This is a genomic window from Flavobacterium sp., assembly GCF_027531905.1.
Classification (GTDB): Bacteria; Bacteroidota; Bacteroidia; order Flavobacteriales; family Flavobacteriaceae; genus Flavobacterium.
Window position 1 is genome coordinate 1 of sequence record NZ_JAPZSU010000042.1, and the last position, 16453, is coordinate 16453.

Sequence of the window (16453 nt, forward strand, 5' to 3'; positions counted from 1 at the left end):
TAGTTATGATGACTATTTTTGGGTGGGAGCTTCTTATCGTTTTTTGAACGACCAAATTGGTAAGCCATTAAATATTGGTCCCATGGCTGGATTCAAAAAATCTAATTTTTATTTTGGGTATTCCTATCAACTTACCTTAAATGAATTTTCGGGATACAACTCAGGAACCCACATGGTTACTTTAGGGTTAGACTTTTTACAAGGCGTTAGTAATTGTCCGTGTACCCAAAATCCCGTTCATGACTAATTAAAGTTATAACCTTACTATTGAGCCCTTTTCGTTTTTTGGAGAGGGCTTTTTTATTTGGTTTAATCGTTTAATTGTTTAATTGTTGAACTGTTTAATCGTATAATCCGCCTAAAACCCAACACCTAAAACCCAACACCCAACACCTAACATCCAACCCCCAACACCCAATACCCATCACCCAATACCCATCACCCAACACCCATCACCCAACACCCATCACTCAATACCCAACCCCACTTCCTATAACCGATTAACAATTTAATTGTGTAATTTTTAGATTTACATCGATTTCGTTATTAATTAGTTATTTTTTAATGGGAAGCACTAGAAATCAAAATTGCAAAATAGCGTATCTTTGTGGGACTTTAGTAATTTTTAAATTAAATACAACTATAATGAAAACTTTAAACGATTTCAATTTCAAAGATAAAAAAGCAATTATTCGTGTCGATTTTAATGTGCCTCTAGACGACAATTTTAATGTCACAGATGTTACTCGAATTGAAGCTGCAAAACCTACGATTGATAAAATCTTAGCCGACGGTGGAAGTGTTATTTTAATGTCTCACTTAGGAAGACCAAAAGGGGCAGAGGACAACTATTCGTTGCGCCATATTGTGGCTAAGGCCACGGAAATTTTGGGCGTTCCGGTTCAATTTGCAACCGATTGTATTGGAGAACCTGCTACAAGTGCAGCGGCTGCTTTACAACCAGGGCAAGTGCTATTGTTAGAGAATTTACGCTTTTACAAAGAAGAAGAAGCGGGCGATGTTGATTTCGCTAAAAAATTAGCTGATTTGGGAGACATCTACGTAAATGATGCTTTTGGAACCGCTCACCGTGCTCATGCTTCGACTACAATCATAGCTCAATTTTTTCCAACTAGTAAATGTTTTGGAATGTTATTGGCTAAAGAAATTGAAAGTTTGAACAAAGTATTAAAGAACAGTGAGAAGCCAGTAACGGCCGTATTGGGAGGCTCTAAGGTGTCTTCTAAAATCACAGTTATCGAAAATATTTTAGATAAAGTGGACCACATGATTATTGGTGGTGGGATGACCTTTACTTTTGTGAAAGCCTTGGGTGGTACTGTTGGAGATTCTATTTGTGAAGATGACAAACAAGAATTGGCATTGGAGATTTTGCGTTTAGCGAAAGAAAAGGGAGTACAAATTCACATTCCTGTAGATGTGGTGGCAGCCGATGCTTTCTCTAATACAGCTGCTACACAAATTGTAGATGTTAGAGAAATTCCTGATGGATGGCAAGGTTTGGATGCAGGTCCAAAATCATTAGAAAATTTCAAGAAAGTTATTTTGGAGTCCAAAACGATTCTTTGGAATGGCCCCTTAGGAGTTTTTGAGATGCCTACTTTTGCCAAAGGAACGATTGCTTTAGGCGATTACATTGCTGAGGCTACTGCTAATGGTGCTTTTTCATTAGTAGGTGGTGGCGATTCAGTGGCTGCTGTAAAACAATTTGGCTTCGAACACAAAGTAAGTTATGTTTCTACTGGTGGTGGCGCCATGTTAGAAATGTTAGAAGGAAGATCCTTACCAGGAATTGCTGCTATTTTGGAATAAGCTACAAGAAAGCCTTTCAAAAATTGCATTACTATTTGATTAATCCTACTTTAACATATTTTTTTGTATAAAAAAGGATCATAAAACCATAAATATTGTATATTTAACAATATTTATGGTTTTTTTTAGCTGTAACCAATTATTTTTGTAAAATCGATTGGTTAACCTGCTGAAATTAAACACATTGAAATCAAATTTTATGAGTCTTAAAAATGCCACACTAAGCTTATTGTTTCTAATTTCCTCTGCTGTTTTTTCGCAGCAAGTTGATGATATAAAACCCATCCAAGCTGCTCCGACACCACTTTCTTATTTAGATTCTATCAAGCAAACTTTTGTCCGACATTCTATCACAGAACAAGTCGATAGTTTATGGATGAAAGAGTTGACAAATCTTGACATTTATGAAGACTTAACTAAAGATATTCAAACCCTAAATACAGATCAAAGTGTCGATTTTGAATTGCCTACCGAATTATTAAAACAGCGTTTAGCGGCAATGGATGCTAAGTCGCCTTTTCATATTGAATACAATCAAGGATTAGAAAATTTAATCAAAAGCTTTTTGAAAAAGAGGAAAAAAGCATTTGCAAGATTAATGGCGACTTCTGAATATTACTTTCCTATTTTTGAAGAAGCATTAGCCAAGAAAAATATTCCTTTAGAAATAAAATATTTAGCCATAGTAGAATCTGCCTTAAATCCAAAAGCGGTTTCTAGAGTTGGTGCAACAGGGCTTTGGCAGTTTATGTACCATACAGGTAAACAATATAACTTACGGATTGATTCCTACGTTGATGAGCGGTCGGATCCTTTGAAATCCTCCGAGGCAGCGGCACAATATATGGCCAATATGTACCCTTTATTTAATGACTGGGATTTGGTGTTGGCCTCTTACAATTCAGGGCCAGGAAATGTGACTAAGGCGATACGGCGATCGGGCGGTCAACAAACGTTTTGGGACATTAAAAAACATTTGCCACAAGAAACTCAAGGCTATGTTCCCGCTTTTTTAGCTACGATGTACCTGTATGAATACCATAAAGAACATGGCATTAAACCGGAACGTGCGACTTTCAAACACTTCGAAACGGATACAATTCGTATTCAAAAAGAAATCTCTTTCAAGCAAATTGCTGATTTAATTGATATTCCTGTAGTTGAATTGCAATTGTTGAATCCTTCCTATAAAATGAATGTTATTCCTGTTTATGGCGATCAAGCCAATTATTTGCGATTGCCACAAAACAAGATTGCCATTTTTACTTCTAATGAAGATAAAATATATGCCTATGTTGCTCATGATAATAGTCAGCGTAGACAACCATTACAATGGTCAAAATCTGCTTTGGCAGCTAGAGGAAAAGCGACAGATTCTTCGGACGTGGCTACTATCAATGAATGGTATAAAATCAAAAAAGGAGATAATTTGAATAGCGTTGCAGCTGATTATAAGGTTGCCGTTGCTGACCTTAAACGTTGGAATGGAATCAAAGGGAATTCGGTTCCTTTAGGTAAAATATTAAAAATTAAAACAGTACGTCCTGGAGTAGAAACCAATCCGATAGCTGTTGCTAGTACTGCCGTTGCTGGAGTTAAATCGGCAGAAAAAGTAAAGGAAACGCAATTAGACTCGTTGTTAGTTTCTCCAAATGCAACTCAATATGTCGTCCAGAAAGGGGATAATTTGAATAGCATCGCTCGTAAATACAATGTTTCAGTAGAAGATTTGCGTTCTTGGAATCCAACGACAGCCAGCAATTTGAAACCAGGAATGAGTTTTCAGGTAGGAACTGCTACTGCCGTTGCCGTACAAGATGGAATAAAACCAGAGTTAAAAGACATCACTTATACAGTGGTTGAGGGTGATAATTTAGGAACTATTGCCAAGAAATTTGGAACAACATCGGCAAATTTAATAGCATGGAATACTATTTCTAAAAATAAATTGCAGGTGGGAACCGCTTTGATTGTTGCAAAAAATGAGATTGCTATTATCACCAATAACGCTACTGCCAATTCTTTTAAAAAGAAAGAATTGTTTCCGACAACAAAAGCGAAAAACGTCTCGAATGATTACTATGTAAAAAAAGGAGATTCTCTTTATAGCATCTCTAAAAAATATCCTGGCGTTACTATTTCTGATTTAGAGAAGTGGAATGGTATAACCGGTAATGATTTAAAACCTGGAATGAAGTTGAAAATAAACGGATAATACTATAAATTAGTTACATTTGGGTTTTGATTTATAAGATAAAAATTATGAATAAAGCCCATTTTTTATGCCTTTTAGTTTCGTTAGTTTTGTTTTCTTGCAATAAGAAGCAAGCGCCATTATTACGTGAATCGGTTGGTAAAATCAATACGATTGCCGTGATTATGAACGATGCTTTATGGAATGGAGAAGTGGGAGATTCGCTTAGAAACAAACTTGCGGCTCCAGTTTTCGGACTGCCTCAGGAGGAACCCTTATTTACCATTAATCAATATCCGGATAAATTAGTAGAAGGATTTGTCACCGATAGTCGTACCATTGTAGTGGTTAAAAAAGGCGTAACGACCAGTTTTGAAATCAAAAAAAATCAATATGCTACCCCGCAAACCGTTTTTCATCTCACAGGAACTACGAATGATACGCTTTTGTATTTATTAGAAAAGCACAGCGCAGAAATGATTCGGTTAATTAAAAAAGGCGAAATCCAAGCCAATCAAAAAAGTAACCGTGAATCGTTATTGGATCCCAAAATAATAGAGAACAAATTCCATATTCGCTTGGATGTTCCCTCAGATTTTGAATATGCATTACAAAAACCTCGATTTATTTGGTTAAAAAAAGAAATTGTGAGTGGAAGTATGAGTTTGTTGCTGTATCAGGTTCCTTTGAATACCATCCAAACCCCAAACCCCATTACTTCTATTATCCGAATGCGAGATTCCATCGGGAAGTTATATATCAAAGGGAGAGAAGAACAAACGCCCATGATTACAGGCGAGGGGTATGCTCCGTATTGGTTTACTATAAAATTAGATCATCGCCCCACCTTTGAAACTAAAGGGACTTGGGAATTAAAAAATGACTTCATGTCTGGTCCCTTTATCAATTATGTTATTTTTGATAAGGAGTATAACCGAATCATGGTGTTAGAAGGCTTTTGTTATTCACCCGCTGACGAAAAAAGAGAGGTGATGTTTGCGTTAGAATCGATTATTAAATCAGTTAAAATAAGTAAAAGAAAACATAAGAATTGATATGGAAGTACATTGGGAAATAAAACCGTTTGCAGCATTGACTGTTGATGAGTTGTATGATATTTTAAAATTGAGAAGCGAAATTTTTGTAGTAGAGCAAAATTGTGTCTATTTGGATTTGGACGGAAAAGATAAAAAAGCCCTACACCTTTTTGGAATTTATGAGGATAAAGTTGTAGCTCATGCTCGATTACTCTCTCCAGGGATTAGCTTTCCCGAAGCCTCAATTGGTCGAGTAGTGGTCGATTCCAATTATCGCGATAAAAAATGGGGTCATGAATTGATGCAAAATGCTATTGCAGGAATTGCAACTCACTTTAACGAAACAGTGATTACGATTGGCGCTCAATTGTACTTGAAAAAGTTCTACGAAAGTCATGGTTTTGTACCCATTAGCGAGATGTATTTAGAAGATGACATTCCGCATATTGAGATGAAAAGGGGGTGATAATATAAATTTTGAAACATTACCTGCTTTAAACGATTGCTGTTTTTTGGTATACCAAGGTCAGTCGAGAAGCGGTAATGGTTATCCACTGCACTCAAACTGACATTAGACTTGTTTTTAAACTAGAGTTTTGTTTTTTAAACATTAAGAGAAAAAATTAATGGGTTAAAACCAACTTATAGGACTTTAAATTTCTTATATGGTTCAAAATTTTAGACATTGACTTAAATATTATATGTCTAATATGTTTAAGAATAGATGCTAATTTTTATTGGGTATTTCTTTTTACAACTTCAAAATGCTATTGTACTCCGCCGAAGCATTCAACAGGCTTACTGCTTTTTTGATTTCGGGATTGCTTTTGATGTAGTATTGGTACAATCCTTCTTGGTATTGGTAGCGTTTGATAATTTCGTCTAGCAATAAATTTTTAATTTCTTTTTGATTTTTGTCCAAAGCATTCCATTCACTTTTTTGAATAGCATTCAATAATTGTTGGTATTCCGCAGTAATGGTTTCGTCTATTTTTTCTTTTTTGGCAGCAGCCAAAGTCTTTTTTAAATTCAACTCAGTTTCCGTATCCAAATTGAATTTTTTGGTTTTCAAAAATTGTTTGAAATCAGTGTAATCCGCATCGGTGATGGTGGGGATAGTGTTGCCTAAATTTGGATTTTTGTAATAATAAGTGGTTGCAAAATCAAATATAGCCTCGTTTCTCAGGACTGCATTGGCCACGGCGCTTACTTGCGTTTCTGCTAATTCAATATCAGGCTGAATGCCTCCTCCGTCGTATACGGTTCTTCCCTTTCTGGTTTTAAACGCATTATAATTTTTTTCTTCTGTACGCGTAGCTACTCCATTTTTATCTTTTCGTGTATAATCTAAAGCTTGGATGCAACGTCCAGAAGGCGTGTAGTAACGAGAAATAGTTACTTTTACCTGTGTTCCAAAAGACATATCGATAGGACGCTGTACCAATCCTTTTCCAAAACTGCGACTGCCTAAAACTACCGCACGATCCAAATCTTGTAACGCTCCTGCCACAATTTCAGAAGCCGAAGCACTTTTTCCGTTGACAATGATGACCAATGGAATGTTTAAATCTACTGGTTCGCGAGTTGTTTTATAGGTGTTGTTGTATTTTTCTACTTTCGATTTGGTAGTTACTATAGTTTCGTTTTTTGGCACAAACAAATTGCAAATATTTACCGCTTCATTCAGCAGTCCACCCGGATTGTCTCTTAAGTCTAAAACGATATGTTCGGCGCCTTCTTTTTTGAGTTGTTCCAAAGCATCTTTTACTTCTGTGGAGGCTTTTTTGGTGAAATGAGTCAATACAATATAACCCGTTTTTGCATCAATTTTCCCGAAAAAAGGCACCGATTTGATTTCCACTTCGTCCAAAACCAATTGGGTGCTAAGTGTTTTTCCTTGACGAATATATTTAATGTCAATCTTTGTGTTTTTAGAACCTTTGAGCAATTGTGACGCATCGTCTTTGAAGTCTTTCAGCACGACATCGCCAATTTGAATGATAGCATCTCCAGCTTTAAGACCCGCTTTGTCCGCAGGGAAATTTTTATAGGGTTCTTTGATAATCAATTGGTCTTCCTTGCGACTGATTAACGCACCAATTCCGGTATATTCACCCGTATTATTGATTTTGAATTTCACCACATCTGCTTCATTAAAGTAGTTGGTGTAGGGGTCCAAACTCGCCAACATTCCTTTAATAGCCTTATCCATCAAATCACCTGGATTAGTCTCATCTACATAATTAGAGTTGACTTCTTTAAAAAGAGTCGTAAATATTTCTATTTGCTTGGCAATTTCAAAGAAATCATTCTTGAAACTTACCCCAACAAACAAAAAGGCAGAAGCCAAAACTGGAATGATGTATTTTTTTTGGAAAAATGCGTTCATAAGGAAAGCGTTGGTTTATAAATAGACCTCTAAATTAGTAATAAAACAGGAATAATTAAGGGAATACGTTTTTTTAGGACAATTCGGTGCTAGACGAATCGGTAACTTTAGCTCCGTTAGCTTTTTTTTGAGCTTGTTGTGCTACAAATTTTTCAAACAATTGAATCGTTTTAGTATTGATTTCATCGAAAGACAAACGCTCTTTGGTTTGGTAAAAAAACATAAAAGCAAAGGGTTCATCCAAATGCGGAATCAGTAAATGCTTGTTTAATCGATAAGTTTCTCTCAGTACGCGTTTGAAGTAATTGCGATCTACGGCTTTCTTGAAGTATTTTTTAGAAACCGAAACACCCATTTTTATTTGCTGTGTGGTTTCTTTTTTCTCTTGGCAATATACCAATCGCAAAGGATATTTCGATACCGATTTACCTTCGGTGAATAATAATCCGATGGTGATTTTGCTTTTTAGTTTTTCTTCTTTTGGGTAATTAAAATTCATTGCATTCGAAAAAGTGGGGTAATCTTAGCGAGCAAAGGTACAATTAAACCCCAAATGGATTATTGTTTAGGATTTAAATCGTATTAAAAAAATTTAATTCGTACTTTTGACCTTTTATTACACTAACATGCAAAAAATAATTTCGTACCCCTTATCCGTTATTTACTATTTGTGTTTTGGGCTTTGTTTGGTAATTTTTCATCCTATTCAATGGATTTGTTTTAATGTATTTGGTTACCAAGCCCACAAAAAAAGTGTCGATTATTTGAACTTCTTTTTGGTAAAATGTACTAATATCTTGGGCACTACTTACCGATTTGAGAATTTGAATAGCATACCTAAAAATGTTCCTCTGATTGTTGTAGCCAATCATCAAAGCATGTATGACATTATAGCAATTATATGGTACATGCGTCGTTATCATTGCAAGTTTGTTAGTAAAAAAGAATTGGGTAGCGGAATTCCAAGTGTGTCATATAATTTACGTCATGGTGGATCGGTTTTAATTGATAGAAAAGATCCGAAACAAGCCATTCCAACGATTAAAGGCTTGTCTGAATACATAGAAAAAAATACTCGATCAGCCGTAATTTTCCCTGAAGGAACCCGAAGTAAAACAGGTAAGCCCAAAGAGTTTGCGCAAAGCGGATTAAAAATATTATGTAAGTATGCACCTTCCGCTTATGTGGTGCCTATTACAATAAATAATTCCTGGAAGATGGTGCGTTTTGGTGCTTTTCCGATGGGTTTAGGAAATCGTTTAACGTTTACCATTCATGAGCCCATGGCGGTCAAAGACTATGCTTTTGAAGAATTAATTCAGAAAACAGAAGCCGCAGTTGTAAGTAAAATTCAATTTTAATAAATAAATAGCATGTCAATAAAAAACATCCGATTAGAAGTGATGCAGTTTTTAGAAAAAAACGTCGATAGTTTTGTGGATCAATTTCTAATTCCGGTAGAAAAAATATGGCAACCTTCTGATTTTTTGCCAAATTCTGAGAGCAATACTTTCTTGGAAGAAGTAAAAGAATTAAGAGAGATTGCCAAAGATTTACCTTATGATTTTTGGGTTGCTTTAGTAGGCGATACCATTACCGAAGAAGCTTTACCAACTTATGAATCTTGGTTGATGGAAGTGGAAGGAGTAGATAATCAAGAGCGCAATGGCTGGTCCAAATGGATTCGTCAATGGACAGGGGAAGAGAACCGTCATGGAGATTTATTGAACAAGTATTTGTATCTATCAGGGCGTGTAAACATGCGCGAGGTTGAGGTTACTACACAGCATTTAATCAACGACGGATTTGATATAGGAACAGGTACTGATCCGTATAAGAACTTTGTGTACACAAGTTTTCAAGAGTTAGCTACTTATGTTTCGCACAATCGCGTGTCGCAATTGGCTAAAAATTTTGGAGATAAAAAATTGTCTAAATTATGCAAAATGATTGCTGGTGACGAAATGCGTCATCATTTGGCTTACAGTGAATTTGTAGATCAAATTTTTAAAGTAGATCCTAGCGAGATGATGTTAGCTTTTCAATACATGATGAAGCAAAAAATTGTAATGCCAGCTCATTTTTTAAGAGAATCTGGTCAAAAAATCAGCTCAGCTTTTGAACAATTTTCTGATTCAGCTCAGCGAATTGGTGTCTATACTGCCACAGATTATGTGGAGATTATGCAAAAATTAATTGAGAAGTGGGAAATTGATAAAATAGGAGGATTGACAGACGAAGCCGAAAAAGCAAGAGATTATTTGATGAAATTACCTTCCCGTATGGCTAAAATTTCTGAACGATTGGTAATTCCAGCAGAGTCTTATATCTTTAAATGGGTAGAACCTGCAAGATTGTAATCCTTAATTTTGAACTATTTTAGATTGAAAATAAGATCATAAAGAGAACTGATTTTTGAGGATACAACCTTTAAAAATCAGTTTTTTTATAAAAAAACACCCCAAATGAATACCGCTAAACTAATTCACGATACGATTCTTTTTGTAAAACAAACCCTTGCCGATGCAGAGGGAGGACACGATTGGTTTCATATAGAAAGGGTGTATAAAAATGCTTTACTCATAGCCAAATCGGAGTCTTGTGATACACTAGTTGTTCAGTTAGGTGCTTTACTGCATGATATTGCCGATAGTAAATTTCATGGAGGCGACGAAACCATAGGTCCAAGAACGGCGAGGAATTTTTTGGAATCGCAACACGTAGCCGAAGAAGTAATTGTGCATGTAGTGCAAATCATTGAAAATATTTCATTTAAAGGCGGCAAAACCAAGCGCAAGTTCTCTTCTATAGAACTGGATATTGTACAAGATGCTGATCGTTTGGATGCTATTGGTGCTATTGGAATTGCCAGAGCGTTTAATTACGGAGGATTCAAAAACAGAGCATTGTACAATCCTGAGATAGCTCCCAATTTGCAGATGACTAAGGAAGAATATAAAAACAGTCAAGCGCCAACCATCAATCATTTTTACGAGAAATTATTGTTGCTCGCTGATAAAATGAATACGAAAACCGGTGCAGCATTAGCAGCGAAAAGACATAAATATATGGAAAACTTCTTGTCTCAGTTTTATGCCGAGTGGGAAGGTGAAATCTAGTGCTCAGTTGGCAGTTATTAGTGTTCAGTGGCTAAAGTACAGCAATAAGGTAAAACCAAAGAACAGCACATATTACTTATTTTCGCTGGCTTTTAATTCCAGTATAACATCCGATGCATTTTTAAAAGTAGGCTCGCTTTCTGTCAAACTTCCTGCTCTTTTTTTGTTCAATTTGAATGTCAAATCCATTTCTGAAGTAAAAAGTAAGGCGGTCAAAAAGGGATTATTCATGTACGGACTCAACACGAAAAAGGCTTCTTCTAACGAATGGAAACTTTCTATTTCTTCGGTTTTGTAACGCGCAATTATTGAAAACTCTAAGGTGTTTTGGGCGGTTATAATAGGTCGAGCATAAATGTTTTTTAACTCGGTATCCCCAATGGTTTTGGCCAAAGTCAATTTAGCAAAAGTACGATCTTCGATACTCGCGATTACTTTTTGCCAAAATTCAGTAAATATAGGTTGGAAGGACATAGGTTGTAGTGTTTTATAGATTAAAGGATATAATCCCAAAAATTTTGACTGTGAATGACTGCTGTTGTTTTTGGATGATACTTTTCGGTGAAGGATTTGGTAAATCGTACTTTTTGATTGGGATTGTATTTAATTTCAAAAGCTTCAATTTCGGTATTTTTTAGTTCCAAATAATCGATTTCGGCTTGTTGTGTATTGCGCCAAAAATAAGTGTCTTTGAACTGATTTTCATAGATTAACTTTTTCTTTCTTTCGCTAATTATAAAGTTTTCCCAAAGGGCACCGATATCGTCACGAAGTTCAATAGGATTGAAATTTTTGATGATTCGATTGCGAAGCCCATTGTCCCAAAAATAGACTTTTCTTCCTTTTTTAAGCTCATTATCTTGGTTTTTGCTGAAAGCAGGTAAGCTAAAAACAATGAAATTTTTTTCTAAAATATCAATGTATTTTTCAACGGTCAGGCGACTTATTCCTAATTCATTTGCCAAAGAACTGTAATTAATTTCGCTGCCAATTCTATACGCTAACATTTGAACTAAACGTTGTAAGGTGGCTGATTTTTTTATGCCATCTAAGTTCAAAATATCTTTGTATAAAAAACCATCAACTAAATCATTGAGTATCTTTTCTTCCTGACCAGGATGATTTACTACTTCAGGATAATAACCAAATACTAATCGATGAGGTACTAAACGGGTTTCTTCAATAAAATTAGTGTGCTTTACCAATTCAGCAAAGTTTAATGGGAAGAGTTGCAGTTCCTCTTTTCTTCCCATCATAGATTCTTTGGTTTTGTCAGCGAGTTCAAAAGCACTACTGCCCGAAGCGATGACTTGAATTTCTGGAAAATTATCCACCATTCTTTTAATCAAAAGCCCAATATTGTGAATCATTTGAGCCTCGTCAATTATTAGCATAGTGTTATTTCCTATCAATGCTTTTAGTCGGTCGGAGGTGATGTTTTCTAATAGCAATTGGGTATCGGGTTCATCGCCATTTAGCCATAAATAAGAATGATTTTTAACCGTGTTTTTGATCAAAGAGGTTTTGCCTACTTGCCTTGCCCCAAATACTACTATGGCTTTTCCTTTGAAAAGTAAAGTATCAATGGCAGGTTGTTGGCTTCTTTGTATCATTTATCAATCCTTTTGAAGGTACAAATATATCATAATTTGACATTCAAATATCAAAAAAATACAATAATATGATATTTGAATGTCAAAAAAATATAATAATATGATATTTTGAATATTAAAAAGATCCTGTTTTAGAAAACTGATCACTAATAACTGAACACTGCTAACTTATTTACTTCCCTGTAAAATTGGCTTTTCTTTTTTCTAAGAAAGCGGTCGTTCCTTCTTTAAAATCAGCTGTTCCGAAGCATTTTCCAAAGTTTTTGATTTCGATTTCGAAACCATTTTTGCCGTCTTTATAATTGGCGTTGATGGCTTTTATAGCTCGACCAATGGCAAAAGGAGAGTTTTTCATGATTTTTTGAGCAATTCCTTTGGTAAAATCCAACAATTCTGCTTGAGGCACTACATGATTAACTAATCCGTATGATTTAGCTGTTTCGGCGTCGATCATACTGGCGGTCATAATCAATTCCATAGCGCGGCCTTTTCCAATGAGTTGTGGTAAACGTTGTGTCCCTCCGTATCCTGGAATTACTCCTAAGGAAACTTCTGGAAGTCCCATTTTGGCATTGTCTGAGGCAACTCTAAAATGACAAGACATAGCCAATTCTAATCCACCGCCCAAGGCAAAACCGTTAATAGCAGCGATTACCGGTGTTTTTAAATTTTCGATTAAATCGAATAATTTTTCTTGTCCTTCGCTAGCCAGTTGGGCACCTTCTTCAATGGTAAAATGAGCAAATTCAGAAATATCGGCACCTGCTACAAATGCTTTTTCACCACTTCCTGTTAAAAGGATAACTTGAATTTCCTTGTTTTTTCCCAATGTTTTTATGGCTTTGTGCAGGTCGTTTATCGTGTCAATATTCAAAGCATTTAACTTCGAAGGGCTGTTAATGGTAAGGGTTGCGATGTTATTCTCTAGTTCAATTAAAATATTTTCGTAGTTCATTGTTTTGTTATTTAAGATTGGATAATAGGCAAAGTCACTTTAAAAGTAGTGCCTTTTCCTAATTGTGTATCAAAGGTAATTGTTCCGTTGTAATTTTCTATAATGTTTTTGATAATTCCTAGACCGAGCCCCATACCGCTTGTTTTGGTAGTAAATTTAGGTTCGAATATTTTGGACACTGTTTGCTGTGTGATGCCTAGTCCGTTATCTTGTACCAAAATGATGACTTGGTTTTGTTCTCTTTTTACGACTACTTTGATGGCTTTTTTTTCTTGATTTTCTGGAATGGCTTGTATGGCATTTTTGACCAAATTGGTAATCACACGAATGAGTTGTGAGCGGTCCATACTCGAAATAATGGAAGGGTATTGACTCTCAAAAACAATATAATCTTCATTGAAAATATCCAAAGCCAGTTCGACTACTTCAACCACATTCAGTGTTTCGTTTTGTTGGGCAGGCATAGAGGCAAAGTTCGAAAAAGCCGAAGCTACAGCGCTCATAATATCAATTTGCTGAATTAAAGTTTCGGAATATTCGTTAAGTTTTTGTTTGACATTCTCAGCAGAAGGGTCAAATTTTCTTTGAAAACTTTGCACCGTTAATCGCATGGGCGTTAATGGGTTTTTGATTTCGTGGGCTACTTGCTTGGCCATTTCTCGCCAAGCTTCTTCTCTTTCGCTTTGCGCGAGTTTTAGGGCACTTTTCTCTAATTTATCGACCATTTCGTTGTAAGAACGAATCAATAAATTAATTTCCAGACTATTGGCATCCAAAACAATTTTCTCGTTTTTCTGCTCAATATTCGTTTCGCTCATTTTGTCGGCGATGGTTTTCAACGATTTGGTAATGTAAGTAGCCAAGAAATAGGCCAAGGCAAAAGCTACGATGAGCATGAAGGAATAGACTTGTCCTAATCTTATCAAGAAACTATTCAGTTCTTTTTGATAAAAACTATCATCTTCAACATAAGGCAAATTCAATACACCAAGCGGTTTGAATTTATCATCTTTGATTTGGCTGTACGACGAACGATTTTTGACTCCGTCGATGGTTTTGATGTCTACAAACCGTTTATCAATCGAGGAGCGAACCAGTTTAAGAATGTATTTTGGAATAGGCGGAGCCATTTTATCAATAGAAAATGACTCTTTGGATGATTTTAAAAGATGCCCGTCTAGGCTATAAACATTGATTTCGATGTTGTGAATTTGTGATAATTCGTGAATTTTATCTTTAAAAATTAAATCTAAATTTTTCGGTGTCAACGGATATGTGGTAGTTGACAGCACATAATTAATATGTTCTTTAATTGCTGTTTCTTTTCGCTCTAATCGTTCTTGATGGTAATCTCGAGCTTCACTCTTGAATTGTAAAATAGAGATAGAAGCCAGCAAAACGCTAGAAACAACAATAACAACAATCATTGATAGGAAAATCCTAGTGCGCAAGGAAAGCATCGATATGTTGAAGTTGTTTAGCATAGTTTTTTCAGTGTTCAGTGTTCAGATTTTTAGTATTCAGTTATTTTGCAAACGTATAACTCGGTGTTTAAACTTACAAATAGGCAAAGATTGGAAACTGATCACTAAAAACTGACCTCTGACCACTATTTCCTTTCTCTTATTCTCTTGTAAAAACGAAAACCCAACATAATAATAATTGAAAATAAAAAAATACCAATCACGCCATACACCCAGTTGAAGGCATTTTTGAGCACGACCAAAAAAACGACGGCAAATAAAATAAGTGTTGCTCCTTCATTCCAAAGACGCATATAATTACTAGTATATTTTACTTCATGGCGTTGCAATTGATTAAATATTTGTTGGCATTTTGCGTGGTACAAATAGAGCAAAAAAACAAAGCCAAGTTTGAGATGCATCCAAGGCATTTGCAGCCAGCTTTTGCCTAAATCGGTAAAAAATAACATCCAAAAGGCAAAAAAACTAGCCAAAATAGCTGATGGCCAAGTGATAATGTACCACAATCGATACGACATTATTTTGAATTGCTCTTGCAGAATTTCTTTATCTGGCGAGGGTTTATCGGCGGCTTCAATTTGGTACACAAACAAGCGTACAATATAAAAAAGTCCCGCAAACCAAGTTACTACAAAGATAATGTGCAAGGATTTGAGGTAGTTGTAGAGTTCCATTTATTTCTGATTTCAAGTTCAAGGTTTGAAGGCATTATCGCCACTTCAAACCTTAAACAAATTTAAACTTTTTTGAATTCGTTAATCCAATTCGCTACCACACCACACCATTCGTCCTCGTCATTCATACAGGGTACAGCCATAAATTCTTCCCCACCATGATGTAGGAACTGCTCATTGGCTTCCATGGCAATTTCTTCTAGTGTTTCTAAACAATCAGCTACAAATGCTGGAGTTACAACCGCTAGTTTTTTAATTCCTTGTTCAGGCATTTTATTGATTTCTACATCGGTGTAAGGAGTAAGCCATTTGTCTCCTGCTAATCGAGATTGGAAGGTTTGGCTATATTTACCTTCTGGAATTCCTAATAGTTTTACTACTTGCTTGGTCGTTTCATAACATTGATGACGGTAGCAAAACTCGTGGGCAGGCGAAGGCGTGTTACAGCAAGAACCATCAATTTTACAATGCGAATTGGTTACATCGGTTTTGCGAATGTGACGTTTTGGAATACCGTGATACGAGAACAATAAATGATCATAGTCAAATCCTTCCAAGTGTTTTTTGATGGAATTTGAAAGTGCTTGAATATAATCGGGTTTATTGTAGAAAGCAGGAACATTCGTAAAGGTCATTTCTGGGAAATACTTTTGACGTAGTTCTTCAGCCAAAACCACAATAGTAGTGGTTGAAGCCATGGCATGTTGCGGATACAAAGGCAAAAGCATCACTTCGGTTACGCCTTGGTCTTTGAGTTCTTGCAAGCCTTTTTGAATGGTCATCGTTCCATAACGCATTGCTAAAGCAACTGGAATGTCTACCAATTGTTTCACTTTTTGATGCATTTTTTTCGAAATCACAATCAAAGGAGAGCCTTCACTAGTCCAAATTCTGGCATAAGCTTCAGCCGATTTTTTTGGTCGGGTTTGTAAAATAATGCCTCGAACTAGTAACGCACGCAATAAATAAGGAACATCTATTACATATTTATCCATTAAAAATTCGTCTAAATATGGTTTAACGTCCTTTGCAGTTGGACTTTCTGGAGAACCTAAGTTGACTAATAATACACCTTTCATGCTATTTTTTTTATTGTTTTTGAGTGACAAAGAGGGAAAATTTCATTGAAATTTGAGGTCAAAAGTAAATAAACTC

General features: G+C 35.7%; 16 protein-coding genes. 8 read left to right on the forward strand and 8 right to left on the reverse strand.

What is annotated here, in order from left to right; translation table 11 throughout:
• From O9307_RS10890 to O9307_RS10910, 5 genes are all read left to right on the forward strand, one after another.
• Positions 1-247: type IX secretion system membrane protein PorP/SprF (locus O9307_RS10890; RefSeq protein WP_298299007.1), on the forward strand; the 247-nt coding region annotated here is incomplete at its 5' end.
• Positions 248-645: 398 nt separating this feature from the next.
• Positions 646-1833, forward strand: a complete 1188-nt coding sequence (locus O9307_RS10895; RefSeq protein ID WP_298299010.1) for a phosphoglycerate kinase — start codon at positions 646-648, stop codon at positions 1831-1833.
• Positions 1834-2032: 199 nt separating this feature from the next.
• Positions 2033-4048, forward strand: coding sequence for a LysM peptidoglycan-binding domain-containing protein (locus O9307_RS10900; protein ID WP_298299013.1), 2016 nt, complete (start codon positions 2033-2035; stop codon positions 4046-4048).
• A gap of 47 nt (positions 4049-4095) precedes the next feature.
• Positions 4096-5082 carry a DUF4837 family protein gene (locus tag O9307_RS10905; protein ID WP_298299016.1) on the forward strand — a complete coding sequence of 329 codons (987 nt, stop codon included), beginning with the start codon at positions 4096-4098 and terminating at the stop codon, positions 5080-5082.
• Between the two features lies 1 nt (position 5083).
• A complete protein-coding gene (locus tag O9307_RS10910) occupies positions 5084-5530 on the forward strand; it encodes a GNAT family N-acetyltransferase (RefSeq protein WP_298299019.1) in 447 nt (148 codons plus the stop codon).
• A 285-nt stretch (positions 5531-5815) separates the two neighbouring features.
• Here the strand turns inward: O9307_RS10910 and O9307_RS10915 are convergent, their stop codons facing one another.
• Both O9307_RS10915 and rnpA read right to left on the reverse strand, forming a co-directional pair.
• The gene (locus O9307_RS10915; RefSeq protein WP_298299021.1) at positions 5816-7453 is read right to left on the reverse strand and encodes a S41 family peptidase; all 1638 of its coding nucleotides are present in this window, start codon (positions 7451-7453) and stop codon (positions 5816-5818) included.
• 73 nt (positions 7454-7526) lie between these two features.
• Positions 7527-7952, reverse strand: coding sequence for a ribonuclease P protein component (rnpA, locus tag O9307_RS10920; protein ID WP_298299024.1), 426 nt, complete (start codon positions 7950-7952; stop codon positions 7527-7529).
• Positions 7953-8079: 127 nt separating this feature from the next.
• Here rnpA and O9307_RS10925 point away from each other — a divergent pair, with 127 nt between their 5' ends.
• From O9307_RS10925 to O9307_RS10935, 3 genes are all read left to right on the forward strand, one after another.
• Positions 8080-8814: a lysophospholipid acyltransferase family protein gene (locus tag O9307_RS10925; protein ID WP_298299026.1), complete on the forward strand. Its 735-nt coding sequence runs from the start codon at positions 8080-8082 to the stop codon at positions 8812-8814.
• A gap of 12 nt (positions 8815-8826) precedes the next feature.
• Positions 8827-9813, forward strand: coding sequence for an acyl-ACP desaturase (locus O9307_RS10930; RefSeq protein ID WP_298299029.1), 987 nt, complete (start codon positions 8827-8829; stop codon positions 9811-9813).
• A gap of 105 nt (positions 9814-9918) precedes the next feature.
• Entirely contained in the window at positions 9919-10572 is a 654-nt protein-coding gene (locus O9307_RS10935; RefSeq protein WP_298299031.1) for an HD domain-containing protein, read from the forward strand.
• A 72-nt stretch (positions 10573-10644) separates the two neighbouring features.
• Here the strand turns inward: O9307_RS10935 and O9307_RS10940 are convergent, their stop codons facing one another.
• The 6 genes from O9307_RS10940 to hemH form a co-directional block, all read right to left on the reverse strand.
• Positions 10645-11046 (reverse strand): hypothetical protein, encoded by a 402-nt coding sequence (locus O9307_RS10940; RefSeq protein WP_298299034.1) that lies wholly within the window; start codon positions 11044-11046, stop codon positions 10645-10647.
• 20 nt (positions 11047-11066) lie between these two features.
• Positions 11067-12185, reverse strand: a complete 1119-nt coding sequence (locus tag O9307_RS10945) for an ATP-binding protein (RefSeq protein ID WP_298299038.1) — start codon at positions 12183-12185, stop codon at positions 11067-11069.
• Positions 12186-12357: 172 nt separating this feature from the next.
• Positions 12358-13140 (reverse strand): enoyl-CoA hydratase-related protein, encoded by a 783-nt coding sequence (locus O9307_RS10950; RefSeq protein WP_298299041.1) that lies wholly within the window; start codon positions 13138-13140, stop codon positions 12358-12360.
• Between the two features lie 11 nt (positions 13141-13151).
• Complete coding sequence (locus tag O9307_RS10955; RefSeq protein WP_298299044.1) at positions 13152-14567, reverse strand: ATP-binding protein; 1416 nt, start codon at positions 14565-14567, stop codon at positions 13152-13154.
• A gap of 182 nt (positions 14568-14749) precedes the next feature.
• A complete protein-coding gene (locus O9307_RS10960; RefSeq protein WP_298299047.1) occupies positions 14750-15298 on the reverse strand; it encodes a CopD family protein in 549 nt (182 codons plus the stop codon).
• 62 nt (positions 15299-15360) lie between these two features.
• Complete coding sequence (gene hemH / locus O9307_RS10965) at positions 15361-16377, reverse strand: ferrochelatase (protein WP_298299049.1); 1017 nt, start codon at positions 16375-16377, stop codon at positions 15361-15363.
• Positions 16378-16453: the final 76 nt, after the last annotated feature.